The sequence below is a fragment of the Variovorax glacialis genome (assembly GCF_051216375.1).
In the GTDB taxonomy this organism is placed as follows: Bacteria; Pseudomonadota; Gammaproteobacteria; order Burkholderiales; family Burkholderiaceae_C; genus Variovorax.
On the sequence record NZ_JBPJZT010000003.1, the window covers coordinates 244,182 to 270,600 of the forward strand.

Sequence of the window (26,419 nt, forward strand, 5' to 3'; positions counted from 1 at the left end):
TCAGCGTGGCAGCTTGAGCTTGGCCCGCGCCTTCAGCGCCTTTTCTCGCGCGTGGCACCCTTCGACGTGGTCGTTCACGAGGCCCATGGCCTGCATGAACGCATAGACCGTCGTCGGGCCGACGAAACTCCAGCCGCGCTTCTTCAAGTCCTTGGACATCGCCACCGACTCGGGCGAAGTCGTCATCGCCCGCAATGCCTCGTGCGTGATCCGCTTCGGGCGCGATGCATGTTCCGGTTCGAAGCGCCACGCGTAGGCGGCCAGCGAGCCGAATTCCTCGCGCAGTTCGAGCACCCGCTGCGCGTTGTTGATCGCCGACTCGATCTTTCCGCGGTGACGCACGATGCCCGCATCGGCGAGCAAGCGGGCGATGTCATCGGCGCCGAAGCGTGCGACCCGCACGGCGTCGAACTCCGCGAAGCCGCGCCGGAAGGCCTCCCGCTTGTTGAGGATGGTCAGCCAGCTCAGCCCCGCCTGGAAGCCCTCGAGGCACAGCTTCTCGAACAGGCGCCGCTCGTCGGTAACCGGAAAGCCCCATTCGCTGTCGTGGTAGTCCTGATAGACCTGCGTCGATTCGCACCAGCGGCAGCGCAGGGCACCGTCGGCGCCTTCGAACAGCCCCGCCCGCTCGACCATCACGCGGTGGCCTGGCGGTACTTCTGCCAGGCGTCGGAAGTTGGTGTGGTGCCGGCGCCCGGCTCCTGCGGCAGCCCGAAGTGGCCATCCCGCACTTCGGCCGGATCGGTGAAACAGGCCTTGATCCAGGGGATGTACTCCAGCACCTCGCAAGCCGGATGCGCATAGCTCAGGTGCACGTGGACCTGGCTCATGTCGCCTGCATGCGGCGCGACGGGCAGTCGGAATGCGTGCGCGGTTTCGCAGACCTGGAGGACTTCGGTGATGCCGCCCATCCGGGTCACGTCCGGCTGCACCCAGTGGATCGCCTGCTGCGCGAGGAACTCCGAGAAGGCGTCGGCCGTGTAGAGCTGTTCGCCGAGCGCGACCGGGATCCGCGTGGCGCGCGCCAGTTGCGCGTGGCCCTTGACGTCGTCGTACCAGAGCGGCTCCTCGAACCAGAACACGTCGGACGCCTCGGCGCCGCGGCAGAAACGCAGGCAGTCCGCGAGGCCCCACTTGCCGTTGCCGTCGACCGCCAGCGTGACCGACGGCCCGATCGCCTTGCGCACCGCTTCGAGCCGGCGCAAGTCGCGGTCCACCGTCGACCCGACCTTGATCTTGATGCCGGAAAAGCCCTCGTCCACCGCCCGCCGGGCGCCTTCGACCAGCTTGTCGTCGGCGATGCTGAGCCAGCCGATGTCGGTGTTGTAGGCCCGGACCTTCTGGCGCACCTGGCCGCCGAGCAGCTTCCACAGCGGTACGCCGGCCGCCTTGGCCTTCAGGTCCCACAGCGCGATGTCGATGGCCGCGAGCGACAGCGTCGTGATGCCGGCCCGGCCGATCCATTGCAGCGCGGGGTTGCGCGCGAGCTTGAGCCACAGCCGGTGCACGTCGTTCGCGTCTTCGCCGATCAGCAGCGGCGCGTGGCAGGTCTCGATGCACCGCGTGATGAGCTGGTCGCCCGGCAGGTGCGCATGGGTGCCGGTGAAACCGTAGCCCTTGAGGCCATCCTCGGTTTCGATCTGCGCCCCGACCACGCCCCAGTGGGTGATGCTGTGCGTGCTGTCGGCGATCTGGCTGCCCGTGACCGGGACGTGCAGGATGAAGGGCTGGACGGACTTGATCTTCACTTCGTCTCGCTCACGCGCACCAGCCCCTCGATGGCGAGCGGATAGCCCTTCACGCCAAAGCCGACGATGATCCCGCGCGCCGCTGGCGAGATGAACGAGTGGTGCCGGAACTCCTCGCGCGCATGCACGTTGGAGATGTGCAGCTCGATCAGCGGAACGCTCGCGCCCTTGATCGCATCGTGCAGCGCGACCGAGGTGTGGGTGTACGCACCGGGGTTCATGACCACGCCGAGCATGCGACCCGCCGCCACTTCGCGGCCAGCCTCGTGGATCCAGTCGATCAGCTGCCCCTCGTGGTTGGACTGCCGGCATTCGATCTCGACGCCGACCTTGGTGCCCGTCTCGGCGCACATGCGCTCGACGTCGGCCAGCGTTTCGTAGCCGTATTGCGCGGGTTCGCGCGTGCCGAGCAGGTTCAGGTTCGGGCCATTGAGTACAAGGATTTTCTTCATGACATGTCTCTCCTGTGCCGGGCATCTTATAGTGATCGGCTCCTTTCGAACCGAACCAAGAAGCCCATGAAAACCAAAGCAGCCGTCGCCTGGAAATCCGCCACCCCCCTGACCATCGAGACCGTCGACCTCGAAGGGCCCCGGTTCGGCGAGGTGCTGGTCGAGATCAAGGCCACGGGCATCTGCCATACCGACTACTACACGCTCTCGGGCGCCGACCCCGAGGGCATCTTCCCTGCCATCCTCGGCCACGAGGGCGCGGGCATCGTGGTCGACGTCGGCCCCGGCGTGACCACGCTCAAGAAAGGCGACCACGTCATCCCGCTCTACACGCCGGAGTGCCGGCAGTGCAAGTTCTGCCTCTCGCGCAAGACCAACCTGTGCCAGCTCATCCGCGGCACCCAGGGCAAGGGCTTGATGCCCGACGGCAGCAGTCGCTTCAGCCTGGACGGCAAGCCCATCTTCCACTACATGGGCACGAGCACCTTCAGCAACTACACGGTCGCGCCCGAGATCTCGCTGGCGAAGATCCGCGAGGACGCGCCCTTCGACAAGGTCTGCTACATCGGCTGCGGCGTGACGACGGGAATCGGCGCGGTGATCTTCACGGCCAAGGTGGAAGCCGGCGCGAACGTGGTCGTGTTCGGCCTCGGCGGCATCGGCCTGAACGTGATCCAGGGCGCGAAGATGGTGGGCGCCGACAAGATCATCGGCGTCGACCTGAACCCGGCGCGCGAGGCCATGGCGCGCAAGTTCGGCATGACGCACTTCATCAACCCGAAGGACACGCCGAACGTCGTGGACGCGATCGTGCAACTCACCGGCGGCGGCGCCGACTACAGCTTCGAATGCATCGGCAACACGCAGGTGATGCGCCAGGCGCTGGAGTGCACGCACAAGGGCTGGGGCCGCAGCATCATCATCGGCGTGGCCGAGGCGGGCGCGGAGATCAGCACGCGGCCCTTCCAGCTCGTGACCGGCCGCAAGTGGGAAGGCTCGGCCTTCGGCGGCGCGCGCGGACGTACCGACGTGCCGAAGATCGTCGACTGGTACATGGAGAACAAGATCAACATCGACGACCTGATCACCCACACCATGCCGCTGGAAGACATCAACAAGGGCTTCGACCTCATGAAATCGGGCGAGTCCATCCGTGGAGTCGTCATTTACTAACCCCCAGACTACGCGCACTTCGTGTCGCTTCGCCTACCCCCTTGCGGGGGGCGACACCGGCGGCCCGGCGAAGCCGGTGCCGCGGCGTCCCTGGCATGGCGCCGCTTCTTGCCAAGGAAGATCTGAATGCAAGCATTGCGTACGATTCGAGCCGGCGTGCTGGAGGTCGGCTATTTCGAAGCGGGCCCCAAGGACGGCCCGCCGGTGCTGCTCATGCATGGCTTTCCGTACGACATCCACAGCTACGTCGAGGTTGCCCCGATGCTGGCCGATGCCGGCTGCCGGGTGATCGTGCCGTACCTGCGCGGCTACGGGGCGACGCGCTTCCTGAGTGACGCGACGCCGCGTTCGGGCGAGCAGGCCGCGCTGGGCGCGGACCTTCTTGCGCTGCTGGACGCGCTCGCGATCCCGCGCGCGGTGCTGGCCGGTTACGACTGGGGCGGACGCGCGGCCTGCGTGGTAGCGGCGCTCTGGCCCGAGCGCTGCGCCGGGCTGGTCTCGTTCAACAGCTACAACATCCAGAACATCGCCAGGGCGATGGAACCGGAAGCCGCGGAAAACGAGCACCGGCTCTGGTACCAGTACTACTTCCACAGCGAGCGAGGTCGCGCCGGCCTCGCCGCCGACCGCCGCGGCATCACCGGGCTGCTGTGGCGGCTCTGGTCACCGACCTGGAAATTCGACGACGCGACCTTCGAGCGCAGCGCCGCGGCCTTCGACCACCCGGATTTCGTCGAGGTCGTGATCCACTCCTACCGCCATCGCTTCGGCCTCGTGCCGGGCGATCCGGCCTACGCCGACATCGAGGCCCGGCTGGCCGCTCAACCGCCCATCACCGTGCCGGCCATCACCTTCGACGGCGCCGACGACGGCGTCCGGCCGGTGGCCGACGCTTCCGCGCACTCGCACCGCTTCACCGGACCCCGCTCGCACCGCATCGTGCCTGGCGTGGGCCATAACATGCCGCAGGAGGCGCCGCGCGTGTTCGCCGATGCGGTGCTCGAACTGGTAGCCGATCGCAAGACATGACAGAAACCCTGAAGACCCTTTCCGAACACCGCTGCTTCGGCGGCGTGCAGCGCTTTCACGAGCACGTCTCGCGCGAGATCGGCCTGCCCATGCGCTTTTCGGTCTACCTGCCGCCGCAGGCCGAGCGCGGCCCGGTGCCCTCCGTGCTGTACCTCGCGGGCCTGACCTGCAACGAGGAGACCTTCATGGTCAAGGCCGGCGCGCAACGCATGGCCGCCGAGTTGGGCCTTGCGCTGATCGCGCCGGACACCAGCCCCCGGGGACCGGAAGTCGAAAAGATCAAAGGCGCGACGGCGAGCTGGGATTTCGGCATCGGCGCCGGCTTCTATCTCGATGCGACCGCCGAGCCATGGGACGCGCACTGGCGCATGGAAAGCTGGCTCGTCCACGAGCTGCTGCCGCTGGTCACGAAAGCGATGCCGGTCGACGATCGGCGCATCGGCATCTTCGGCCACTCGATGGGCGGCCACGGCGCGCTCACGCTCGCGCTGCGCCATCCGGGCCGGTTCAAGTCGCTGTCTGCGTTGGCACCCATCTGCGCGCCTTCGCAGTGCCCGTGGGGCGAGAAGGCGTTCAGCGGTTATCTGGGCGATGACCGCAGCGCCTGGCTGGCGCACGACGCCTGTGCGCTGATGCAGTCGCAGGTGGTTGCGCCCTATCCCGAGGGCATCCTGGTCGATCAGGGGTTGGCGGACAAATTCCTGGCCGAGCAGTTGCACCCGCATCTTTTCGAAGCGGCCTGCTTCGCGGCCGGCCAGCCGCTCTTGCTGCGTCGGCATGAGGGCTACGACCACGGCTACTACTTCATCCAGAGCTTCGTCGCGGATCACTTGGCGCACCACTCCAAACTATTGAGCTGACCCCCCAGGCTCGCGCAATTGATCTCCACATGAACAAACCGCTCCCTCCACTTCCTGAACGCGAGCAGATTGCGCTCCTCGAACCTTTTGAAGGGCTTGGGCTGCAGGACATCCGGGTGGTCGCGACACCGCAGGATGCGCAGGCAGCCACGAAGGCGCTGCTGGCGAGTGGGGTGGTGGGCTTCGACACCGAATCGAAGCCGACCTTCGCGAAATTCGAGGTGTCGGGCGGTCCGCACGTCGTCCAGTTCGCGACGCTCCATGAGGCCTGGCTGTTCCAGCTGCACCGAACGGAGTTCCACGGCGAGCTGGGCGCATTGCTCGCCTCGGCCGAATTGAAGAAAGTGGGCTTCGGGCTGTCGAGCGACCTGGGACTGATCCGCCAGCGCTTCGGCGTCGAGCCAAAAGCCGTGTTCGACATCGACGCCGAGTTCCGCCGTCTCGGCTACCGCAAGTCGGTCGGCGTGAAGACCGCGGTGGCGCTGGTGTTCAACCGGCGCTTCATCAAGTCGCGCAAGGCGACCACGTCGAACTGGGCCAACCGGCAGTTGACCGATGCCCAACTTCGCTATGCCGCCAACGACTCCTACGCCGCGATCCGCGTGTTCGATGCGCTGGGTCTTCGGGCCGAAGCCTAGTCCCGCTGAACGCCGACTGCGAGCCAGGCGCGCGTCCGCTCGACGAGTTCGTCCGTCGGCGCCGTCGCGTCCAGTTCCAGCACCCCTGCTTCACCCACCGGCGATTCGAGCGTCGCGAACTGGTTGGCGACAAGGCTGGCCGGGAACATGTGCGCGCCGGCCCGGGCGGCGACGCGGCGTTCGGATTCCTCGCGCGTCAGGGCCAGGAACACGAAACGCAGGCCCGGCACCGCCGAACGCAGGCGATCGCGGTAGTCACGCTTGAGCGCGGAGCAGGTGAGCACTGCACCCTCCCGGTGGCTCGCCAGTTCCCGACCCAGAGTCGCCAGCCAGCCCGCGCGATCGTCATCCGTGAGCGCGATGCCGGCGCGCATCTTGCTCACGCTTTCCGGCGAATGGAAGTCGTCCCCCTCGATCAGCGGCAGCGCCAGGTCGCGTGCAAGCGCGGCGCCGAGGCTGGACTTGCCGCAACCTGAAACGCCCATCACCACCAGCCAGTGAAAGAGACTGTCGCGCGCGGGAACGTAAAGTGGCTGCATAGGCTCCATTGTGTTGCCATCTCTCCTTATGATGGCGGCCTCTTCGCCCAGAAGTAACAAGTCGTGTCCATGGTCCAGCTGGCTCTGCGTCGTCCGTACACCTTCATCGTGATGGCGATGCTCATCGTGTTGGCAACGCCCTTCGTGTTGCTTCGGATGGCCACCGACATCTTTCCGGAAATCAACATTCCGGTGATCAGCATCATCTGGAACTACGGCGGCCTGCCGGCCCAGGAGATGGGCCAGCGCATCGCCGGCCAGACCGAGCGCAGCCTGACGACGACGGTGAGCGACATCGAGCACATCGAATCGCAGTCGCTGGCGGGCGTGACGGTCATCAAGGTCTTCTTCCAGCCCACCGCCAACATCGAGACGGCCATCGCGCAGGTCGTGGCCTCGATGCAGACACAGGTCCGGCAGTTGCCGCCCGGCATCACGCCGCCGCTTGTCATCAAGTACTCGGCGTCGAGCATTCCGGTGATCCAGCTGGCGCTGTCGAGCCCCACCCGGGCGGAAAACTCGCTGTTCGATTCGGCGATCAACCAGTTGCGGCCCCAGCTCATCACTGTGCCCGGCGTCGCCGTGCCCTTCCCCTACGGCGGCAAGAACCGGCTCATCTCGGTGGACCTGGACACCCAGGCGATGCAGGCGCGCGGCCTGTCGCCGACGGACGTGGTCAATGCGGTCAATGCGCAGAACCTGATCCTGCCCTCGGGCACCGCCAAGTTCGGCGCCACCGAATACAGCGTGCGCATGAACGGCTCGCCCGAGGCCATCGCCGGGCTCAACGACCTGCCGGTGCGCACCGCCGCCGGCGCAACCACCTACCTGCGCGACGTCGCCAACGTGCGCGACGGCTTCTCGCCGCAGACGAACGTCGTGCGGCAGGACGGCGTCCGCGGCGTGCTGCTCTCGGTGCTCAAGAACGGTGGCGCTTCGACGCTGGACATCGTCTCGAACATTCGCGCCCTGCTGCCGGTCGCGGCGCAGGGCATGCCGGCGGACATCAAGATCACGCCGCTGTTCGACCAGTCGCTGTTCGTCAAGGCGGCGGTGCAGGGCGTCATCGCCGAAGCCGTCATCGCAGCAGCACTGACGGCGGCGATGGTGCTGCTCTTCCTGGGCAACTGGCGCAGCACGCTGATCATCGCGCTGACAATTCCGCTGTCGATCCTGGCTTCCATCCTCGTGCTCTATGCGCTCGGGCAGACGCTCAATCTCATGACACTGGGCGGGCTCGCGCTCTCGGTCGGCATCCTGGTCGACCAGGCAATCGTGACGATCGAGAACATCGAGCGCCACCTGCACATGGGCACCGAGCTCAACGAGGCGATCCTGGTCGGCGCCGGCGAGATTGGCTCCGCGGCCTTCGTGTCGACGCTGTGCATCTGCATCGTGTTCGTGCCGATGTTCTTCCTCTCGGGGGTGGCGCGATTCCTCTTCGTGCCGCTGGCCGAGGCGGTGGTGTTCGCGATGCTGGCGTCCTACCTGCTCTCGCGCACGCTGGTGCCGACGCTGGTGATGCTGCTGATGGGCGGCGTGCATGCCAAGGCGGCCGCGGAAACGAAGCCGAGCCTGCTGCAGCGCGTCTACCGCAGCTTCGACCGCCATTTCGAGCGCGTTCGGCGCGCCTACACGCTGGTGCTGTCGGCCCTGCTGGCAAAGCGCGGGCAGTTCATCGTGCTTTTCCTCGGCTTCTGCCTGCTGTCCTGCCTGCTGTACCCCGTGCTCGGCCGCGACTTCTTCCCGACCGTGGACGCCGGCCAGATCCGCCTCCACATGCGCGCGCCCACCGGCACCCGGATCGAGGAGACGGCGCGGCTGGCCGATGAGGTCGAAGCGGCGATCCGGCAGCTCGTTCCCAAGGACCAGCTCGAAACCATCCTCGACAACCTCGGCGTGCCCAACAGTGGGATCAACCTCTCCTACAGCAACGCCGGCACGATCGGCACGCTGGACGGCGAGATGCTGCTCTCGCTGCGCGAAGGGCACCGGCCGACAGAGGAGTTCGTGTCGCGGCTGCGCGCCGAACTTCCCAAGCGCTTCCCGGGCACGGAGTTCTTCTTCCAGCCGGCGGACATCGTCACGCAGATCCTCAACTTCGGCCTGCCCGCGGCGATCGACGTGCAGTTCAGCGGCAACGACATGGACGCCAATTCCGCCCGTGCGGCGGAACTGGTCAAGGCGATCCGGAAGATCCCCGGCGCGGTCGATGCGCACGTCCACCAGCGGCTGGACGGCCCCGGCCTGAACCTGCAGATGGACCGCTCGCGGCTGCAGCAGTTCGGCCTGACGGCGGCGAACGTCGGGCAGAACGTGCTGATCGCGCTCTCGGGCAGTTCGCAGACGGCGCCGGCCTTCTGGCTCAACCCGCAGAACGGCGTGGTCTACAACATCGCCGTGCAGTCGCCGCAGTACAACGTGGATTCGCTCGATTCGCTGCTCAACATTCCCGTCGGCACGGGCGGGCCTGCGGCGTCCGGCGGCGCGCCCCAGTTGCTCGGCAACCTCGTGGATGCGCAGCCCGGCCGGCAGCCGGCGGTGGTCTCGCGCTTCAACATCAGTCCGGTGGTCGACGTTTACGTGAGCGTCCAGGGCACCGACCTCGCCAGCGTGGCGACCAAGGTGCAGGCGCTGGTCGACGAGATGCGGCCGAAGCTCTCGCGCGGCAGCCAGGTGACGGTGCGGGGCCAGGTGCAGACGATGCAGTCGTCCTTCATCGGACTCGGCGTCGGGCTTGTCATGGCGATCGTGCTCGTCTATCTGTTGATCGTGGTCACCTTCCAGTCGTGGATCGATGCCGCCATCATCATCACCGCGCTGCCGGCGGCGCTGGCGGGCATCGCGTGGATGCTCTTCATCACCGGCACGACGCTGAGCGTGCCCGCGTTGACGGGCGCGATCATGACCATGGGCGTCGCGACCGCGAACAGCATCCTGCTCGTGTCCTTCGCCCTCGATCGCCTCGCCGCGGGGACGACCCCGCTGTCCTCCGCGCTCGAAGCCGGCGCGACGCGCATCCGGCCCGTGCTGATGACGGCGCTGGCGATGATCATCGGCATGATCCCGATGGCCCTGGGCCTTGGCGAAGGCGCCGAGCAGAATGCACCGCTGGGCCGTGCCGTGATCGGCGGCCTGCTGTTCGCGACGGTGTCGACGTTGTTCTTCGTGCCGGCCGTCTTCGCCGAAATCCACAGCCGTCGCGCGCGCCGCCATGCCGCCCGCAATGCGTCCAAATCTGAACCACACTCGCTCGGGGCCGAGCCCCTGGAGACCTGAAACCATGTCGGAGCAACGCCACGCGGCATTGGCCATCCACCCGATCGCCGCCGACGAGGACGGCGAACACCATGAGTTGCCGAGGCGGCGGCAGATCGTCCGCCGCACCCGGATCGTGGTGCTGATCGTGCTCGCGGTGCTGGCCGTCGGCGCCGCACGCACGGTGTTTGTCCGCATGAGCAATGCCCGTGCGCTGGAAGCCGGGACCACCGAGCGCGCCGCGCAGTACGTGAAGACCGCCCTGCCCCAGACCGCGGCAGCCGGCCAGACGCTGGCGCTGCCGGGCACGCTGCAGGGCTACGTCCAGTCACCGATCTCCGCACGCGCGAGCGGGTACCTGCGGCGCTGGACGAAGGACATCGGCAGCCGCGTCGAGAAGGGCGAGTTGCTGGCCGAGATCGAGACGCCGGAAATCGACCAGCAACTCTCGCAAGCGATCGCGGCGCGCCAGCAGGCGGCTTCCGGCCTGGAACTGGCGAAGAGCACGGTCGCACGCTGGGAGAGCCTGCGCAAGAAGGACGTGGTCTCGCAGCAGGATCTCGACGAGCGCCGCAGCGCGCTCGCGCAGTCCACGGCGAACCTGGCCGCCGCCGACGCCAACGTGCAGCGGCTTCGCCAGACCGAGGGATTCAAGCGCGTGCTGGCGCCCTTCGCCGGCGTCATCACGCGGCGCAATGTCGATGTGGGCGACCTGATCGACGCGGGCGGCGGCAACGGCACGGGGCGAGCGCTGTTCCAGCTCGCGCAGACCGATCCGCTGCGCGTGTATATCAATGTGCCGCAGGCCTATGCCCAACTCATCAAGGCCGGGCAGCCCGTCGTCGTGACCCAGGCAGAGCTGCGCGGCCAGAGCTTTCGCGGCGAAGTGGCGCGCACCTCGGGCGCCATCGACACGACCACCCGCATGATGCAGGTCGAGGTCTCCCTGCCCAACAAGGACGGCACCCTGCTGCCGGGGGCCTATGTGCAGGTCTCGCTGCCGCTCGCGGCCAGCCAGTCGCTCACCATTCCCTCCAATGCGCTGCTTTTCAGGGCCGAAGGCACGCGCGTTGCGGTGATCGACGCAGAAGGAAAGGTCAAGCTGCGAACGCTGCAGCTCGGGCGCAACTACGGCGAGACGGTCGAGGTGCTCAACGGCCTCGGCGCCACCGACCGGCTGGTGCTGAATCCTTCGGATTCGCTGGCCGAGGGCGACGTCGTCGTGGCGGCCAAGGAACCGGCGTGAGTTTCCGGAGGATCCCGCTGCTGGCGGCCGCACTGCTGTCGGGCTGTGTCGCAGGCCCGGACTACCGGAAACCCCCGGTCGATGTGCCCGTGACATGGCAACTCGAAGAGCCTTGGCGGCAGGGCACGCCGAGCGACACGGATGCCAAGGGGCCGTGGTGGCTGCGCTTCGGCGACCCGCAACTCGACGCACTGCAGCAGCAGGCGCTGGCGAACAACCCGACGCTCGATATCGCCGCAGCGCGGCTGGCGCAGGCGCGCGCTTCGCTCGCCGGCAGCGAAGCCGCGCGCTATCCGCAGGTCGGGCTCGGCACGCGTGCGGCGCGTTTCCAGATCTCCCAGAACCGCCCGCTGACCAACTACAACGCGCCGAACTTCTCGACGGTGCAGAACGACTTCGCGCTTTCGCTCACGGCGAGCTACGAACTCGATCTTGCGGGGCGTGTACAGCGCTCGGTCGAAGGCGCGACCGCCACGGCGGCACAGTCGGCGGCCGATCTGGAGAACACGCGGCTGCTGCTCACCACGGACCTGGCGTCGAACTACTACAACCTGCGTTCGACCGACATCGAGCTGGACGTGCTGGCGCGCTCCATCGCCCTGCAGCGCCGCGCCCTGGAATTCGTGACCGACCGGCATGAACTTGGCGCCGTGTCCGGCCTGGACGTCGCGCAGCAGCAAGCCCTGCTCGACAACACGCTCACGCAGGTCGATGTGCTCAAGAAGCAGCGTTCGCAGTACGAGCACGCCATCGCCACGCTCACCGGAACGCCCGCGCCGCTGTTCTCGATCGCGCCCGACATCAAGCCCCTGGCGCCGCCCGCCATTCCGATCGGCGTGCCCTCGGACGCACTGGAGCGCCGGCCCGACGTTGCGGCCGCCGAGCGCGCGATGGCCGCCGCGAACGCGCAGATCGGCGTGGCGACCGCGGCGTTCTATCCCAGCGTCATGCTGCTGCCGAGCGGCGGCTTCGACAGCCGCACGCTCTCGACCCTGCTCGATGCGAACAGCCTCCTGTGGTCGATCGGCGTTTCCGCCACGCAGACGATCTTCGATGGGGGACGCATCCGTGCCAACGTCGATTTCTCGCGGGCCGGGTACGACGCCGCGGTCGCCAACTACCGCCGCGTCGTCCTGACCGCCATGCAGGAGGCCGAGGACGGGATCACCGGCCTCGCCTCGCTGGACCGCGCGGCGACGCAGTCACTGGTGGCCGTCGATAGCTCGCGCCGGGTGCTGGAGATGGCAGCCAGCCGCTACGAAGGCGGCGCATCGATCTATCTCGACGTCATCACCGCGCAGCAGGCCTTGCTCAACACCGAACGCCAGGCCGCGCAGATCAACGGCCAGCGCATGCTTACCTCGGTCTTCCTGGTGAAGGCATTGGGCGGCGACTGGTGCGGCGTCGAGCCACGCGGCGCGGCCGAACCTAGAACAGGCTGCCCTGCCCCGCTGCGCCAGGTGGTCGGAACGCGCTGAGGTCGAGCGCGATGCGCTGGCGGTTGAAGCCGATGCGATTCGTGGCTTTCTCGAAGCGCTGGCGAATCAGGTCGGCCCACAGCCCGCTTCCCTTCATCCGCGTCGCGAAGTCGGCGTCGTAATCCTTGCCGCCGCGCATCTCGCGGATGCGCGCCATGATGCGGGCCGCGCGCTGCGGGTAGTGCAGTTCCAGCCATTGCTTGAAGAGCGGTGCAACTTCCCAGGGCAGGCGGATCACCGTGTAGAAGGCGCAACGCGCGCCGGCCTCCCAAGCGGCTTCGAGCACCTGTTCCATGTCTTCGGTCACGAAGGGAATCTGCGGCGCCACGCTCACCCCCACGGGCACGCCGGCATCGGCGAGCGTGCGCAGGGTGCGCAGCCGCCGGTGCGGTGCAGCGGCGCGCGGCTCCAGCTTGCGCGCGAGTTCGCCGTCGAGCGTGGTGATGGTGATGTAGACAGCCGCCAGATCCTCGGCCGCCATCGGCGCGATCAGGTCGAGGTCGCGCTCGACGGCGCTGGACTTGGTGACGAGCCCGAAGGGGTGGCGGGTTTCCTTCAGCACTTCGATCACCGACCGGGTGAGGCGAAGTTCGCGCTCGATGGGCTGGTAGCAGTCGGTCGCGGTGCCGATCGCGAGGTGGCTGGGCTTGTAGCTCTTGCGGCCGAGCTCGGCGCGCAGGACCTCGGCGATGTTGCGCTTGGCGATCAGCTTGGTCTCGAAATCGAGCCCCGGCGAGAGATTGAGGTAGCTGTGCGTGGGGCGCGCGAAGCAATAGATGCAACCGTGTTCGCACCCCCTGTAGGGATTGAGCGACCGGTCGAAGGGAATGTCGGGCGAATCGTTTTCGCTCAAGACCGACTTCGCGTCCTCGAAGCGGACCTCGGTCGCGAGCGGCGGCAACGGCTCGGCCGCGCCTTCTTCGAGCGTGCCCCAACCGTCGTCGAAGGCATTGCGGACGTTCCGCTCGAAACGGTGGGGCAGGAAAGTGGCTGCGCCTCGGCCCTTCAAGGCGTGCAGCGGGATGAAAGCGTCGGCCATGGCGGCATCCAAAATACTGTATGAATCTACAGTATTTCACCTTTCCGCCGATCGCGCAGCAAGCACTTGTTACCCCGCGCCGGACAGAGGCGTAAGCTTCGTCCTTCCACCGGAGCCCTCCATGCCGCGCCGCCCCGAAAATCTCTATCCGCAGTACCACGCCCATATCTATTTCGGCCCGGACACCGTCGCGCAGGCTCGAAAGCTGGCCGAGGATGCAGGGCACAACCTGCTGGTGGTGGTGGGCCGGGTGCACGAGAAACTGGTCGGCCCGCATCCGCAGTGGAGTTGCCAGATCGCCTTCGACGCGGCGGAATTCGACGAGGTCATCGAATGGCTCGACGCACACCGCGATGGCCTCGACATCTTCGTGCACGGCCTGACGGGCGACGACTACCTCGACCACACGGCGCATGCCATGTGGCTGGGCAACGAGTCCACGCTCGATTTGCGGATGTTTCGCCAGCCGACCGCCTGAATCGGCCGGCAGGTGCTTCAGAACTCGGCGTCGAGTTCGTCGATCTCCTCGGGTTCCTGCTTCGCCGCCTTGATCCACTCCTGCATCGCAGGCAGTTCGATGATCCGCTTGCAGTAGGCGGCGCAGGACCGGTCGAGCGCGACGTCGTAGGTCATGAAGCGCGTGACGACCGGCGCGTACATCGCGTCCGCCATGCAGGGTTGCTCGCCGAACAGGAAAGGCCCGCCGTAGGCGCCCAGGCATTCGCGCCAGATGGCCACCACCCGGTCGATGTCGGTCTGCGCGCGCGACCAGATCTTGAAGCCGGGGAATTTCGCCTTGACGTTCATCGGCAGCGAGCCGCGCATCGAGCCGAAGCCGGAGTGCATCTCGCCGCAGATCGCCCGGCAATGCGCGCGGGCCTTGGCGTCGGCCGGCAACAATCCGGCCTTGGGCTTGATCTCGTTGAGGTATTCGCCGATCGCGAGCGTGTCCCACACCTTGATGCTGCCGTGATCCAGCGCGGGCACCAGCATCGACGCCGAGAGCAGCAGCATCTCTGCCTTCATCGCCGGATCGTCGGGCGGGATGATCTTCTCGGTGAATTCCAGGCCCGCGAGCCGGCACATCAGCCAGCCGCGCAGCGACCATGCACCGTAGTTCTTGCTGCTGATGGTGAGTACGGGTTTGGCCATGCTGTCGCTCCTCGGCTGCCGGATCGGCGTTGAAGCTGTGCAAGGCCTGTGCCAGAAAGGTGCACCTCGGCCGAGGGCACGGTCCAGCTTGGCCCGCAACTTGCCTGTAGCATGTGCATGCTGTACAGGGCCTACCAAACCAACGCCGACCTTCTTTCGCCATCCCGGCTCGCGGCCCAGTATTTCGGCAAGGCCCTGTGGCACCCCAAGGCCGATCGCAGCATGACCCGGCGAATGGCTGCCGCGATGGAGGTCTACGCGAGCCTGCGGCTGACGCACTCGCGCCCGCCCTACGGCATTGACAGCGTGATGGTCGACGGCGAGGAAGTCGCGGTGCATGAAGAGGCCGCGCTGGTCGCGCCCTTTGGCACGCTGCTGCACTTTCGCAAGGACACCAGCGCGGTGCATCCGCCGGTGCTGCTGGCCGCACCACTGTCGGGCCATTTCGCGACGCTGCTCCGCGAAACGGTGCGCACCCTGCTGCGCGACCACGACGTCTACATCACCGACTGGCACAACGCCCGCGACGTGCCGCTGTGGCATGGCGGCTTCAGCCTCGACGACTACACGCTGCAGATCATCCGCTTCCTCGAGGCCATGGGCCCCGGCGCGCACATGGTCGCGGTGTGCCAGCCGTGTGTCGCCGCCCTGGCGGCCACCGCGCTCATGTCGGAAGACGACAACCCGGCGACGCCGGCGAGCCTGACGCTCATGGCCGGACCGGTCGACTGCCGCATCAACCCGACGGCGGTGAACAAGCTCGCGAACGAGCGCTCCATCGGCTGGTTCGAACGCAACCTGATCAGTCGCGTGCCGTGGCCGCATGCCGGCGTGATGCGGCGCGTCTACCCCGGCTTCCTGCAGCTCAGCGCTTTCATGAGCATGAACCCGGACCGGCACAAGCAGCAGTTCGCCAAGCTCTACCAGCACCTGGTCGACGGCGAGATCGACCAGGCCAGCACCATCCGCAACTTCTACGACGAATACCTGGCGGTAAACGACCTGCCGGCCGAGTTCTATCTCGAAACGGTGGAACGCGTGTTCCAGACCTACGACCTGCCCCGTGGCGAACTCACTGTGGGCGACCGCAAGATCAATCCGGCCGCCATCCGCAAGACCGCGCTGCTGACCGTGGAAGGCGAACGCGACGACATCTGCGCCGTCGGCCAGACGGTGGCCGCGCAGGACCTGTGCACCAGCGTTCGCCCGTACCTCAAGACGCATCACCTGCAGGCGGGTGTGGGGCACTACGGGGTCTTCAGCGGCAGCAAGTGGAATACGCAGATCTACCCGCGGGTGCGGGAGGCGATCCATACCGCTGCCGAGTTGCACTGAACTGCAACGGCGTTCATCCGACGCGCTTTCGCGGCGATCGGCGAAGACGGCGAACAGGCGTGTCCTGGGTCATCGGCAGATGTTGCCGCAGATGCGTGATCAGATCTTGCGCGACCACGTTGCGCATCGGTCCCGGAAGATAGACCAGCACGAGGCGCCGCTCGACGTGAGGCTTCTGCAGGGACAAGACCCTCAAATCTTCGTCACGCAGCGTCGACGTGTAGAGCTTCGGCATCAGGCCGAGCGCGTGGCCGCTGCGTACCAGCGCATAGAGCGTTTCCGAGTAGCTGACGCGGTAGGGCTCCGCGCCCTGCGCGAACTGCGCGCGGGCGGGATCGCCCAGCGCCGGCATGCTCCCGCTTTCGAAGAGCACCAGTCGCTCGTTGCCGAGCGCCTCCCAGTTCGCCTCGCCCGCCTGTGCGAGCGGATGATCCCGGCGCACCACGAGCACCAGCGGGTCGCGAAAAAGGTCGACGCAGACGAGCCCGCTTGGCGGCTCGGTGATGGCCGCCACGGCCATGTCGAGTTGGCCGCTGCGCACCTCGGCCAGCAGCGTGTTCGACGGCGCATCGCGCCAGGCGAACTCGACCTCGCGCGCCGCGCTTCGGCCCATGAAGTCGGCGACGGCCGATGCGACGCGTCCGCTCGCCGAAGGGATCACGCCCACACGCACGAACGCGCGTCCGCGCTGCACCGTGCTTTCGATGTCGCGCAGCGCGACGTCGAAGGTGTTGACGAGGAAGTCCGTGCGCGCCAGCACTTCGGCACCCACCGCCGTGAGTTCGAGCTTGTGCGTCGAGCGGGTCAGCAGTTCGGCGCCGAGCAGTTTCTCCATCTGTTTGATGGCGTTGCTCAACGCCGGCTGCGTGATGGAGAGCCGCTTCGCCGCGCGACCGAACTGGCCCTCCTCGACCAGCACCGAGAAGAACTGCAATTGACGCAGCGTCAATGCACGAAGGGGTGACGCGGGCATGTGGACATGGGTTGGTTATCACGTGGCTGAATCAAATTATAGAAATTCAAAATTTTCCTTATCGACGCATCGTCCCTAGACTCCGCGTCATGACCCAGCCTGCAGCACCCCCGGCCCTCACCCTGGAATCGTTCCTGCACGCGATCCCGAAGGTGGAGTTGCATTGCCACCTGTTCGGCACCGTGCGCCACGACACCTTCGCGGACCTCAACCGGCGGGCCGGCGCGCCGCTGGCCGACGAGGAGATCGAGGGCTTCTACACGCGCGGCGACAAGCCGGTCGGCGTGCTGCGGGTGCTGCGCGCGCTGGATGCGCAGCTCGTGCGCAGCGCCGACGACCTCCATCGCATCACGATCGAATACCTCGAAGACGCCGCCCGCCACAACGTGCGCTACAGCGAATTCTTCTGGAACCCGACCGGCACGGTCCACGAATCGGGCATTGCCTACCCGATGGCTCAGGACGCGATCGTGCGGGCCATCCACGATGCACGGCAGCAGTTCGGCATCACCGGCCGCCTGATCGCGGCGATCGACCGCGAGACCACGCCCGAAGCCGCCGTGGAGATGGTGCAGTGGGTCACGCAGAACCGCCGCGACGAAGTCATCGGCATCGGCATCGACTACCGCGAGGTCGATCGTCCGCCCGAACTCTTCATGCAGGCCTACGCCGACGCACGGCGCGCCGGCCTCAAGACCACCGCGCATGCCGGCGAATTCGGCATGCCCTGGACCAACGTGCGCACCGCGCTCGACGTGTTGAAGGTCGATCGCATCGACCACGGCTACACCGTCGTCGACCAGCCCGCATTCGCACGCGAATGCGCCGACCGCGGCGTGCTCTTCACCGTCGTGCCGACCAACTCCTACTACCTGCGCACCCTGCCGCCCGAGCGCTGGGCGCTCGATCACCCGATCCGCCGCATGCCCGGCCTCGGACTGCGCATCCATCCGAACACCGACGACCCGACCCTTCACAAGGTCACGCCCACGCAGGCGTGGCTGATGATGGTTCGCGACTTCGGCTTCGGCATCGACGACCTGCGCGACTTCATGCACAACGGGCTCGACGGCGCGTGGATCGACGACACGCTGCGCAGCCAATGGCGCGGCCAATGGATCGATGAATTCGACGCACTCCGCACCCGGCTCCTGCAAGACTGAACTCACCCACGTCCCCACGTCATGACCCACCAATTCCGCCGTTCTCTCCTGCTCACCGCGATGCTGGCCGCTGCCTTGCCGGGCGCAGCTTTCGCGCAGGCTGCCGCCTGGCCGGCCGCCAAGCCCATCACGCTCATCGTTCCGTATTCAGCCGGCGGCAGCGTCGACTTCGCCGCGCGGCTTGTTGCCACCAAGCTGGGTGAACGGCTCAAGCAGTCGGTGGTGATCGAAAACGTCACCGGCGCGGGCGGTGCCATCGGCGTTGCCAAGGCCGTGAATGCGGCGCCGGACGGCTACACGCTCGTCGCCGGACCGGACAGCGCCATCGCGATCGGCAAGCTGATCAATCCCGCTGCCTTCAAGTTCGATCCGCTCAAGGACCTCGCGCCGGTCGGCATGCTCAACACGGCGCCGATGGTGCTTGTCGCCCGGCCCGGCCTGCCGGTCAAGGATTTCGCGGACTTCGTCAAGCTTGCGAAGGCATCCCCGGGCAAGTACAACTACGCGACCTCGGGCGTCGGCACCGTGCTGCAACTCGCGATGGAACTCCTGAAGGAACGCACCGGCACTTTCGTGACCCACGTGCCCTACCGCGGCGGTGCGCAGATCGCCTCGGACGTGATCGGCAACCAGGTCGACCTCGCGATGCTCGTCAGCGCGAGTGCGATCCCCCACGTGAACGGCGGTCGCCTCAAGGCCCTCGGCGTGACGAGCAGCAAACGCCTCGACGCCCTGCCCAACGTGCCCGCCTTCGACGAGATGCCGGGCCTGAAGGGCTATTCGATGGTGAGCTGGACCGGCATCTTCGCGCCGGCAAATACGCCGCCGGCGATCGTGAGCCGCATCAACCAGGAACTCAATGCAGTCCTGAAGGACCCCGAAGTGCGCGCCAAGCTCCAAGAGCAAGGCGCCGTCCCCGGCAGCGGATCAGCCGAGGAGTTGGGTCAGTTCGTCCGCGCGGAATTCGCCCGCAACCAAAAGATCGTCCAGGCCGCCAACATCAAGGAATAAGCCGCAATAGCAGCAGCCTCTTCGTGAAACACCGCGGAACCGGCTCAGCTGGGCGCCGGTGTTCCCTGCAGCAGCGGGTAGGCGGCTATACGAAGAGAGCGAGCGTGGGTGCGAGTCCAGGAACACCGTGGAACCGGCTCTGCCGGGCCACCGGTGTTGCCCCCGGTAGGGGGTTAGGCGGCCACACGAAGTGGGCAAGCCTGGGGGCGAGTTAAATCCTCGGGCGAGTCAAGTCTCTTCTGGCCAGTCGCGAATGTAGGCCTTTAACATCTTGTTCTCGAAGTTCTGGCTGTCCACCACAGCCTTCGCCACGTCGTAGAAGCTGATCACGCCCATCAGCATCCGCTTGTCCATCACCGGCATGTAGCGGGCATGTCGCTCGAGCATGATGCGTCGGATCTCGTCGAGATCGGTTTCGAGGGTGCAGGTCACGGGATGGTCGTCCATCGCCTTGCGCACCAGCGTGCCGCCCACCTGGCCGCCGTTGGCGACGATGGCGACGATGACTTCGCGGAAGGTGAGCATGCCGACGAGATCACCATGCTCCATGACGACCAGCGAGCCGATGTCCTTGTCGGCCATGGTGTTGACGGCGTCGGCCAGGGGTTGATCGGGCGTGGCAGTGAAGAGCGTGTTGCCCTTGACGCGCAGGATGTCGCTGACCTTCATCGTGATGCTCCTCTCTAGCTAGGCGGCGTGCCGATTTGAATATAGCCCACAATGGCCGCCCATCCACTCGCCCATGTCAGCGTCGCAGGGTTTGCACGCGTAACGGGGCATTGCAGAAACGACACTGAAAGGCGCTCATGTCCGGCTACTCCGACCCCGGCTTCGACACGCTGGCATTGCATGCCGGCGCGGCACCCGACCCCGCCACCGGCGCGCGCGCGGTGCCGATCCACCTGACGACGTCCTTCGTGTTCGAGTCGAGCGATCACGCGGCGTCGCTCTTCAATCTCGAGCGTGCGGGCCATGTGTACTCGCGCATCAGCAACCCGACCAACGCGGTGCTCGAACAACGGGTGGCGGCGCTCGAAGGCGGCATCGGCGCGATCGCGACGGCGAGCGGGCAGGCCGCATTGCACCTGTCGATCGCGACGCTGATGGGCGCGGGCTCCCACATCGTCGCGAGCACGGCGCTCTACGGCGGCTCACAGAACCTTTTGCATTACACGATGCGTCGATTCGGCATCGAGACGACCTTCGTGAAGCCGCGCGATCTCGAAGGCTGGCGCGCGGCGATCCGGCCGGAGACCAAGCTGCTGTTCGGCGAGACCGTGGGCAACCCGGGGCTCGACGTGCTCGACATCCCGGCGGTCAGCGAGATCGCGCATGCGGCCAAGGTGCCGCTGCTGGTCGATTCGACGCTGACCTCGCCCTACCTCATCAAACCCTTCGACTGGGGCGCGGACCTGGTCTATCACTCGGCCACCAAGTTCCTGTCGGGGCACGGCACGGTCATCGGCGGCGTCGTGGTCGACGGCGGCAGCTTCGACTGGGAGCGCTCGGGCAAGTTCGCCGAGCTGACCCAAGCCTACGACGGCTTCCACAACATGGTCTTCAGCGAGGAGAGCACGGTCGGCGCCTTCCTGCTGCGCGCGCGGCGCGAAGGCCTGCGCGACTTCGGCGCCTCGATGAGCCCGCACACCGCGTGGCTGATCCTGCAGGGCATCGAGACGCTGCCGCTGCGCATGGAGCGCCACATCGACAACGCGCAGAAGGTGGTGGAGTTCCTCGCCGCGCATCCCTTCGTGGCCCACGTGGGGCATCCGCTGCTGGAGACGCATCCCAGCCATGCGTTGGCCAACAAGCTGCTTCGGCACGGGGCGAAGGGCGCGGGTGCCGTGTTCAGCTTCGACCTCAAGGGCAACCGCGAGCAGGGCAAGAAATTCATCGAAGCGCTCAAGTTGTTCAGCCACCTGGCGAATGTGGGCGACTGTCGAAGCTTGGTGATTCACCCGGCGAGCACGACGCATTTCCGAATGACGGATGAGGCACTTGCCGGTGCCGGCATCTCACAAGGAACGATCCGCTTGTCGATCGGCCTGGAAGATCCGGCCGACCTGATCGACGACCTGAAGCGCGCACTCAAAGCCGCAGAAAAGGCAGGTGCCTGATGGACTTCATCGTCAGCGGCCACCGCACCTATTGCTACACCGGCGGCAAACCGCTCGACAGTGCCAAGCCGACCGTGGTGTTCATCCATGGTGTCCTCAACGACCACAGCGTATGGATTCTGCAGAGCCGCTGGTTTGCGAACCACGGCTGGAACGTGCTCGCGGTGGACCTGCCGGGGCATTGCAAGAGCGAAGGGCCGCCGCCCGCGACGGTCGAGGAAGCGGCTGGCTTCATCGTCGCGTTGCTCGATGCCGCAGGCGTCGCCAAAGCGGCGCTGGTGGGTCACAGCTTCGGCTCGCTGATCGCGCTCGAGACCACGGCACGCGCGCCGGAACGCGTGACCCACCTCGCGCTGGTGGGCACCGCCTACCCGATGACCGTCTCGCCCGCGCTGCTGGACGGTGCGCTCAACGATCCGCAGCGCGCGATCAGCATGGTCAACACCTTCTCGCACTCGCGGCTGTCGCCGCCACTCGGCCCTGGCACGTGGCTCTATGGCAGTTCGCGCGCGCTCATGCGCCGCGTGCTGGCGAGCAACCCGGATGCGAACGTGTTCCATATCGGCTTCAAGGCCTGCAACGACTATGCGAACGGCGAGCAGGCGATGGCGACCGTGCAGTGCCCCACGCTGTTCCTCCTCGGTGAATCCGACCAGATGACGCCGCCGCGCGCCGCACGTACGCTCAGCGCCAAGGCACGCAACGCCAAGGTCGTGACCGTCCAGGCTGGCCATGCGCTGATGAGCGAAGCGCCCGATGACGTGCTGTTCGCGCTGAGTTCTTTCCTGAAGGGCTGAAGGCGCGCGCCGGCTTCAGCGCAGCGCGTTGATGTCGCGGACTTCGACCAGCGGCGAAGACGCCCCGCGCTTGGCGACAACGAGCATCGCGCGGCCCACCTGCACGCTCGTCGTCACGCGGTCGGGCGCCCACCGGCGCAGCAGGCCGAACACCGGCCGCGCGATCACATAAGCCGCCTGGTAGAGCGCCGTCTTGGAGCGCACGCCGTGCATCGGCTCGATGAAACCCGGCCGGAACATGTACGCGGCCCTGAAGGGAAGGCGCATCAGAGCGTTCTCGGTCGCTCCCTTGACCCTTGCCCACATGACCGGCCCCCGCTCGGTGCTGTCGGTGCCGGCGCCGGACACGTACACGAAGGTCATCTGCGGATTGAGCCGCGCCAGGGCCTGCGCCGCCGCCAGCGTGAGGTCGTGGGTGATGCGGCGATAGTCCTGTTCGCTCATGCCGACGGAAGAAACGCCCAGACAGAAGAAGCATGCATCGAAGCCCGAGATCTGGTCCTCGACGGCAGAGTAGTCGATCATGTCCGGCAGGACGAGGTCCCTCAGCTTGGGATGCGTTTCGCCACTCGGCTTGCGGCCGACACAGAGCACGCGCGTCACGTCGCCGTCGACGAGACATTCACGCAGCACGCCCTGCCCCACCATGCCCGTTGCACCAAAGAGCATGATTTTCATGAAGGCTCCTGAGGGAGTGGATCAGGCGACCGTGAAGGTCCCGGGCTCGCGCGCCAGGGCGCCGAGCAGCGTGGTCACCTCCGGCGCCGAGGGCTGCGGTGGCTGCAGCGCTCCCAGCAGGCGTGAAAGCGTCTCCGCATGCGGCAGCAGCGGGCCGAGAAAGCGCGTGCCGGCCGCGTCGGCCACCAGCATTGTCGGAAAGGTCTCGACGTCGAAGTCGTCCGCGATGTCCGCGTGATCCTCGACGTCGACCCACGCGAATCGGAACGCCGGATGCGCGCGTGCCACCTGTTCGAAGAGTGGCCGGTATTCGCGGCATGCGCCGCACCACTCGGCACACAGGCAGACGACCCACGGCGGGCCGTCGGGCGATGAAGGGTCTGCGGAAGCGGGGAAATCGGTCAAGGCCAGGACGGAGGATCAGGGAAAAACGAATCGTGCCGTGCCATTATCGAGTCGGCAACAAATCCTGCAGCAGAAGTGCGTCCATGGGGCCTTTGCGCCACAGGCTTTCAAGCGGCGGCGCTCGTGGCATGAGCAGTTCCTTCAAAAGCGGTTCGAGCGGTGTCACCGCCGGATCCGCCAGGAGAACATAACGCGGATCCTCGTTGTCCGGCTCCTCGGCCAGTGGCGCGATCCAGTCGATTGCCACCAGGGTTTCGAGCACCGGCGCGAGTTGCAGCGCGTCGATCCGCATCTGCGCCACCAGTTCGGCAGCGCCCAGGCCCTTGGCCGGATCGCTCTTCGCGTGGTGGAGTTGCTGCAGGGTCTCGACCGCCAGTTGCAGCGGCCAGCCTGCCATGCCACCCCGCCGTGCGACGCCGGTCAGCAGGCTGGGCAGGTAGGCCGCGATCACCGCGCCGAACAACACGATGAGCCACGCAACGTAGATCCAGATGAGAAGGATCGGCACCGTCGCAAAGGCACCGTAGACCACCGAGTAGGTCGGCACCAGGCTGAGGTAGTAGCCCAGCACCCGCTTGGAAACCTCGATCGCCGCCGCCACGAAGAACCCGCCGGCCCACGCGTGCGACCACTTGACGTGCGTATTGGGCACATAGTGGTAGAGCGCAGCCATCCCGCCCGCGAGCAGGACGAATTCGAAGATGTCGAACAGCAGCTTGACGACGCTGACGCCGACCACATCGCGCGATGCCGAGAAGAAGGCGGCGGTGGTGCTCAGGCTCAGCGCGAGCACCAGCGGACCCAGGGTGATCGCGGCCCAATAGATCAGCACCCGTTGGGCCAGGGGCCGCGGGCTGCGCACGCGCCAGATGTTATTGAGCGTCTTGTCCATGGTGAGGATCAAGGCGACCGCCGTGACCAGCAGCACCACGAGCCCGGCCACGCCAAGCCCGCTGGCCTTGCTCGCGAACTGGTTGAGGTAGCCCAGCACCTGCCGCGCGATGTCGTCCGGGATCAGGCTCTCGATGAGCCAGCGCTGCAGCCGGCCCTGCATCTTGGAAAAGATCGGGAACACCGTGAACAGTGCGGCGGCCACGGTGAAGAAGGGCACCATGGCGATGGTCGTCGTGAAAGTCAGGCTGCTCGCCGTGAGGCCGAGACGGTCCTCGCGGAAACGCTCGCCAAGGACTGCCGCCGTATTGCCCCAGGGAAAATGCGAAAGATCCCTCCAAAGTTGCCGCCGATTCATGGCCGGTATCATGCCTGACCATGGCTCACCCCCAGGCTTCGCGCACTGCGTGTCGCTTCGCCTTCCCCCTGCGAGGGGGCGATACCGGCAGACTGGCGGAGCCAGTTCTGCGGTATCTCTGGATTGCATTGCGCGCGTTACGGATTCTTGTCTCTTGATCACGTCCACTCTTCCTCCTGCGTCTGTTTCCGCCACCCGCTGGCTGGCGGTTGGCAGCCTCGTCGGGCTGATCGTGCTGGGGCTGGCGTGGGAGATGTGGCTGGCGCCGCTGCGTCCGGGCGGATCCTGGCTGGCGCTCAAGGTGCTGCCGCTGGTCGTGCCGCTCGCGGGGCTGCTGAAGAACCGCATGTACACCTACCGCTGGGTCAGCCTGATGATCTGGCTCTATTTCACCGAGGGGGTAGTGCGCGCCTGGAGCGACACCAACGGCGTCGGGCAGGTGCTTGCGCTGATCCAGGTGGTGCTTTGTCTGGCGCTCTTCACGGCGTGCGCTTGGCATGTTCGGCTTCGCCTTCGGTACGCCGCGCAGGCGCGAAGCCTGGAAGGGGCGAGGCCATGAATGCGCGGGGCCGCTCCAGGCAAGCTGGCACCGTTGTGCAGGGCACGGAGACTATGGAATGAGCGTCTTGATCGAAAAGTTGCGCGGTATCGTGGGCGCGCCGAATGTGTTGACCGACGGTGACCTCACCGCCTGGGAGCAGGACTGGCGCAAGCGTTCGCGGGGCAAGGCGCTGGCGGTCGTGCGGCCGGCCAGTGCGCAGCAGGTTGCGGACGTGGTCAAGGCCTGCGCCGACGCTGGCACGTCGATCGTGCCGCAGGGCGGCAACACGGGACTTGCCGTGGGCTCGATTCCGGACGGGAGCGGCACGCAGGTGCTGCTCAGCCTTCAGCGCATGAACGCGATCCGCGGCATCGATGCGGCGAACCTCACCATGACTGTCGAGGCCGGCTGCGTCCTGCAGACCTTGCAGGAAGCGGCCCGGAACGCCGGCTTCCTCTTTCCCCTCAGCCTTGCCGCCGAGGGCAGTTGCACGATCGGCGGCAATCTCGCGACCAACGCCGGCGGCACGCAGGTCGTGCGCTACGGCAACACGCGCGACCTGTGCCTGGGGCTCGAGGTCGTCACGTCGCAAGGCGAGATCTGGGAAGGCACCAGCGGCCTGCGCAAGGACAACACGGGCTACGACCTGCGCGACCTGATGATCGGCAGCGAAGGCACGCTCGGCATCATCACCGCAGCGACCATGAAGCTCTACCCGCTGCCCGCCGCACAGCTCACGGCCTGGGCCGCGGTGCCCTCGCTGGAGCACGCGGTCACTCTGCTTGGGCTCGCGCACCAGCGACTCGGCGCGGGCCTGACCGGCTTCGAAGTCATGGGCAAGTTCGCGCTCAGCCTGGTGGCCAGGCACTTTCCCGCGATGCGCGTCCCGTTCATCGATGACGAGGCCGTGCCCTATTGCGTGCTGCTCGAAAACTCGGACAACGAGTCGGAAGACCACGCCCGCGCCCGCTTCGAGGCCTTGCTCGAAACCGCCTTCGAGGCCGGCTGCGTGACCGACGCCGTTGTCGCGGAAAACCTCACGCAGGCGCACCAGCTCTGGCACATCCGCGAGAGCATCCCGCTCGCGCAGGCCGAGGAAGGGCTGAACATCAAGCACGACATCTCGATCGCCGTGTCGCGCATCCCGGCCTTCGTGGCCGAAACCGATGCCCTGCTGGCGCGGGAGATTCCCGGCGTGCGGCTCGTGAACTTCGGCCACCTCGGCGACGGCAACCTGCACTACAACGTGCAGGCGCCGGCCGGTGGCGACAACGCGGCCTTCCTGCGCGACTACGAGGACCGTATCAACACGCTGGTCTACGACGCGGTCGAGCAGTTCGACGGCTCGTTCTCGGCCGAGCATGGCGTCGGGTCGCTGAAGGTCGACAAGCTCGAAAAGCACAAGTCGCCCGTGGCCCTTGGCATGATGCGCGCCATCAAGCGCGGGCTCGACCCGCAGAACATCCTGAATCCCGGACGCGTCATTCGCAGTACATGAACGATGCGCGTAGACTATGCGCATTCCGCATGCACCGAGG

26 protein-coding genes are annotated in these 26,419 nt (G+C 66.7%); 15 read left to right on the forward strand and 11 right to left on the reverse strand.

From position 1 onward, the window contains the following. The 3 genes from ACSFBL_RS09755 to aroQ are packed head-to-tail and all read right to left on the reverse strand — an operon-like array spanning nucleotide 1 to nucleotide 2,200. Nucleotides 1–636 (reverse strand): DNA-3-methyladenine glycosylase I, encoded by a 636-nt coding sequence (locus ACSFBL_RS09755; protein ID WP_435515569.1) that lies wholly within the window; start codon nucleotides 634–636, stop codon nucleotides 1–3. Then, nucleotides 636–1,748, reverse strand: coding sequence for a mandelate racemase/muconate lactonizing enzyme family protein (locus ACSFBL_RS09760; protein ID WP_435515570.1), 1,113 nt, complete (start codon nucleotides 1,746–1,748; stop codon nucleotides 636–638). The genes ACSFBL_RS09755 and ACSFBL_RS09760 overlap by 1 nt, the downstream gene beginning before the upstream one ends. Beyond that, a complete protein-coding gene (aroQ, locus tag ACSFBL_RS09765; protein WP_435515571.1) occupies nucleotides 1,745–2,200 on the reverse strand; it encodes a type II 3-dehydroquinate dehydratase in 456 nt (151 codons plus the stop codon). The genes ACSFBL_RS09760 and aroQ overlap by 4 nt, the downstream gene beginning before the upstream one ends. A gap of 66 nt (nucleotides 2,201–2,266) precedes the next feature. On the opposite strand from aroQ, the gene ACSFBL_RS09770 reads away from it, so the two are divergent. The 4 genes from ACSFBL_RS09770 to ACSFBL_RS09785 all read left to right on the forward strand — a co-directional run bounded on the left by ACSFBL_RS09770 (nucleotide 2,267) and on the right by ACSFBL_RS09785 (nucleotide 5,900). After that, entirely contained in the window at nucleotides 2,267–3,373 is a 1,107-nt protein-coding gene (locus tag ACSFBL_RS09770) for an S-(hydroxymethyl)glutathione dehydrogenase/class III alcohol dehydrogenase (protein WP_435515572.1), read from the forward strand. A 126-nt stretch (nucleotides 3,374–3,499) separates the two neighbouring features. After that, nucleotides 3,500–4,402 carry an alpha/beta fold hydrolase gene (locus ACSFBL_RS09775; RefSeq protein WP_435515573.1) on the forward strand — a complete coding sequence of 301 codons (903 nt, stop codon included), beginning with the start codon at nucleotides 3,500–3,502 and terminating at the stop codon, nucleotides 4,400–4,402. Beyond that, the gene (fghA, locus tag ACSFBL_RS09780) at nucleotides 4,399–5,262 is read left to right on the forward strand and encodes an S-formylglutathione hydrolase (protein WP_435515574.1); all 864 of its coding nucleotides are present in this window, start codon (nucleotides 4,399–4,401) and stop codon (nucleotides 5,260–5,262) included. Before ACSFBL_RS09775 ends, fghA begins: the two co-directional genes overlap by 4 nt. 29 nt (nucleotides 5,263–5,291) lie before the next feature. After that, on the forward strand, nucleotides 5,292–5,900 hold the full coding sequence (locus ACSFBL_RS09785) for a 3'-5' exonuclease (protein ID WP_435515575.1): 609 nt from the start codon (nucleotides 5,292–5,294) through the stop codon (nucleotides 5,898–5,900). Here ACSFBL_RS09785 and ACSFBL_RS09790 read toward each other — a convergent pair. Continuing rightward, entirely contained in the window at nucleotides 5,897–6,439 is a 543-nt protein-coding gene (locus tag ACSFBL_RS09790; RefSeq protein ID WP_435515576.1) for a gluconokinase, read from the reverse strand. The two genes, ACSFBL_RS09785 and ACSFBL_RS09790, sit on opposite strands and share 4 nt — an antisense overlap. A gap of 69 nt (nucleotides 6,440–6,508) precedes the next feature. Here ACSFBL_RS09790 and ACSFBL_RS09795 point away from each other — a divergent pair, with 69 nt between their 5' ends. From ACSFBL_RS09795 to ACSFBL_RS09805, 3 genes are read left to right on the forward strand one after another with little or no spacing between them, the layout of a single operon-like run. Then, nucleotides 6,509–9,718: an efflux RND transporter permease subunit gene (locus ACSFBL_RS09795; RefSeq protein WP_435515577.1), complete on the forward strand. Its 3,210-nt coding sequence runs from the start codon at nucleotides 6,509–6,511 to the stop codon at nucleotides 9,716–9,718. 4 nt (nucleotides 9,719–9,722) lie between these two features. Beyond that, nucleotides 9,723–10,943: an efflux RND transporter periplasmic adaptor subunit gene (locus ACSFBL_RS09800; RefSeq protein ID WP_435515578.1), complete on the forward strand. Its 1,221-nt coding sequence runs from the start codon at nucleotides 9,723–9,725 to the stop codon at nucleotides 10,941–10,943. Next, nucleotides 10,940–12,421 (forward strand): efflux transporter outer membrane subunit, encoded by a 1,482-nt coding sequence (locus tag ACSFBL_RS09805; protein WP_435515579.1) that lies wholly within the window; start codon nucleotides 10,940–10,942, stop codon nucleotides 12,419–12,421. Before ACSFBL_RS09800 ends, ACSFBL_RS09805 begins: the two co-directional genes overlap by 4 nt. Here the strand turns inward: ACSFBL_RS09805 and ACSFBL_RS09810 are convergent. Further along, entirely contained in the window at nucleotides 12,372–13,460 is a 1,089-nt protein-coding gene (locus ACSFBL_RS09810) for a PA0069 family radical SAM protein (RefSeq protein WP_435515580.1), read from the reverse strand. The two genes, ACSFBL_RS09805 and ACSFBL_RS09810, sit on opposite strands and share 50 nt — an antisense overlap. Before the next feature lie 121 nt (nucleotides 13,461–13,581). Here ACSFBL_RS09810 and ACSFBL_RS09815 point away from each other — a divergent pair, with 121 nt between their 5' ends. Continuing rightward, nucleotides 13,582–13,938 carry a DOPA 4,5-dioxygenase family protein gene (locus ACSFBL_RS09815; RefSeq protein WP_435515581.1) on the forward strand — a complete coding sequence of 119 codons (357 nt, stop codon included), beginning with the start codon at nucleotides 13,582–13,584 and terminating at the stop codon, nucleotides 13,936–13,938. 17 nt (nucleotides 13,939–13,955) lie between these two features. Here the strand turns inward: ACSFBL_RS09815 and ACSFBL_RS09820 are convergent, their stop codons facing one another. Then, the gene (locus tag ACSFBL_RS09820) at nucleotides 13,956–14,612 is read right to left on the reverse strand and encodes a glutathione S-transferase family protein (protein ID WP_435515582.1); all 657 of its coding nucleotides are present in this window, start codon (nucleotides 14,610–14,612) and stop codon (nucleotides 13,956–13,958) included. 117 nt (nucleotides 14,613–14,729) lie between these two features. Here ACSFBL_RS09820 and ACSFBL_RS09825 point away from each other — a divergent pair, with 117 nt between their 5' ends. Then, a complete protein-coding gene (locus ACSFBL_RS09825) occupies nucleotides 14,730–15,947 on the forward strand; it encodes a polyhydroxyalkanoate depolymerase (protein WP_435515583.1) in 1,218 nt (405 codons plus the stop codon). A 13-nt stretch (nucleotides 15,948–15,960) separates the two neighbouring features. Here ACSFBL_RS09825 and ACSFBL_RS09830 read toward each other — a convergent pair whose 3' ends face one another. Continuing rightward, complete coding sequence (locus ACSFBL_RS09830) at nucleotides 15,961–16,920, reverse strand: LysR family transcriptional regulator (protein WP_435515584.1); 960 nt, start codon at nucleotides 16,918–16,920, stop codon at nucleotides 15,961–15,963. A gap of 89 nt (nucleotides 16,921–17,009) precedes the next feature. On the opposite strand from ACSFBL_RS09830, the gene add reads away from it, so the two are divergent. Together add and ACSFBL_RS09840 are read left to right on the forward strand one after the other, a co-directional pair. Continuing rightward, nucleotides 17,010–18,083 (forward strand): adenosine deaminase, encoded by a 1,074-nt coding sequence (gene add / locus ACSFBL_RS09835; protein WP_435515585.1) that lies wholly within the window; start codon nucleotides 17,010–17,012, stop codon nucleotides 18,081–18,083. A gap of 21 nt (nucleotides 18,084–18,104) precedes the next feature. Beyond that, the gene (locus tag ACSFBL_RS09840) at nucleotides 18,105–19,094 is read left to right on the forward strand and encodes a Bug family tripartite tricarboxylate transporter substrate binding protein (protein ID WP_435515586.1); all 990 of its coding nucleotides are present in this window, start codon (nucleotides 18,105–18,107) and stop codon (nucleotides 19,092–19,094) included. Nucleotides 19,095–19,322: 228 nt separating this feature from the next. On the opposite strand, the gene ACSFBL_RS09845 is transcribed toward ACSFBL_RS09840, so the two are convergent. After that, a complete protein-coding gene (locus tag ACSFBL_RS09845) occupies nucleotides 19,323–19,763 on the reverse strand; it encodes a CBS domain-containing protein (protein WP_435515587.1) in 441 nt (146 codons plus the stop codon). A 137-nt stretch (nucleotides 19,764–19,900) separates the two neighbouring features. On the opposite strand from ACSFBL_RS09845, the gene ACSFBL_RS09850 reads away from it, so the two are divergent. Further along, complete coding sequence (locus ACSFBL_RS09850; RefSeq protein ID WP_435515588.1) at nucleotides 19,901–21,211, forward strand: O-acetylhomoserine aminocarboxypropyltransferase; 1,311 nt, start codon at nucleotides 19,901–19,903, stop codon at nucleotides 21,209–21,211. Continuing rightward, a complete protein-coding gene (locus tag ACSFBL_RS09855) occupies nucleotides 21,211–22,008 on the forward strand; it encodes an alpha/beta fold hydrolase (protein ID WP_435515589.1) in 798 nt (265 codons plus the stop codon). Before ACSFBL_RS09850 ends, ACSFBL_RS09855 begins: the two co-directional genes overlap by 1 nt. Before the next feature lie 15 nt (nucleotides 22,009–22,023). On the opposite strand, the gene ACSFBL_RS09860 is transcribed toward ACSFBL_RS09855, so the two are convergent. Genes ACSFBL_RS09860 through ACSFBL_RS09870 form a run of 3 tightly spaced genes read right to left on the reverse strand, consistent with a single transcriptional unit; the run spans nucleotide 22,024 to nucleotide 24,352 of the window. Beyond that, nucleotides 22,024–22,686 carry an NAD-dependent epimerase/dehydratase family protein gene (locus ACSFBL_RS09860; RefSeq protein ID WP_435515590.1) on the reverse strand — a complete coding sequence of 221 codons (663 nt, stop codon included), beginning with the start codon at nucleotides 22,684–22,686 and terminating at the stop codon, nucleotides 22,024–22,026. A gap of 21 nt (nucleotides 22,687–22,707) precedes the next feature. Further along, entirely contained in the window at nucleotides 22,708–23,097 is a 390-nt protein-coding gene (locus ACSFBL_RS09865; protein ID WP_435515920.1) for a thioredoxin family protein, read from the reverse strand. 37 nt (nucleotides 23,098–23,134) lie between these two features. Then, nucleotides 23,135–24,352, reverse strand: a complete 1,218-nt coding sequence (locus tag ACSFBL_RS09870; RefSeq protein ID WP_435515591.1) for a YihY family inner membrane protein — start codon at nucleotides 24,350–24,352, stop codon at nucleotides 23,135–23,137. Between the two features lie 142 nt (nucleotides 24,353–24,494). Here ACSFBL_RS09870 and ACSFBL_RS09875 point away from each other — a divergent pair, with 142 nt between their 5' ends. Both ACSFBL_RS09875 and ACSFBL_RS09880 read left to right on the forward strand, forming a co-directional pair. Beyond that, a complete protein-coding gene (locus ACSFBL_RS09875) occupies nucleotides 24,495–24,899 on the forward strand; it encodes a DUF2069 domain-containing protein (protein ID WP_435515592.1) in 405 nt (134 codons plus the stop codon). Between the two features lie 58 nt (nucleotides 24,900–24,957). Next, a complete protein-coding gene (locus tag ACSFBL_RS09880) occupies nucleotides 24,958–26,379 on the forward strand; it encodes an FAD-binding oxidoreductase (RefSeq protein ID WP_435515593.1) in 1,422 nt (473 codons plus the stop codon). The last annotated feature ends 40 nt before the right edge of the window (nucleotides 26,380–26,419 follow it).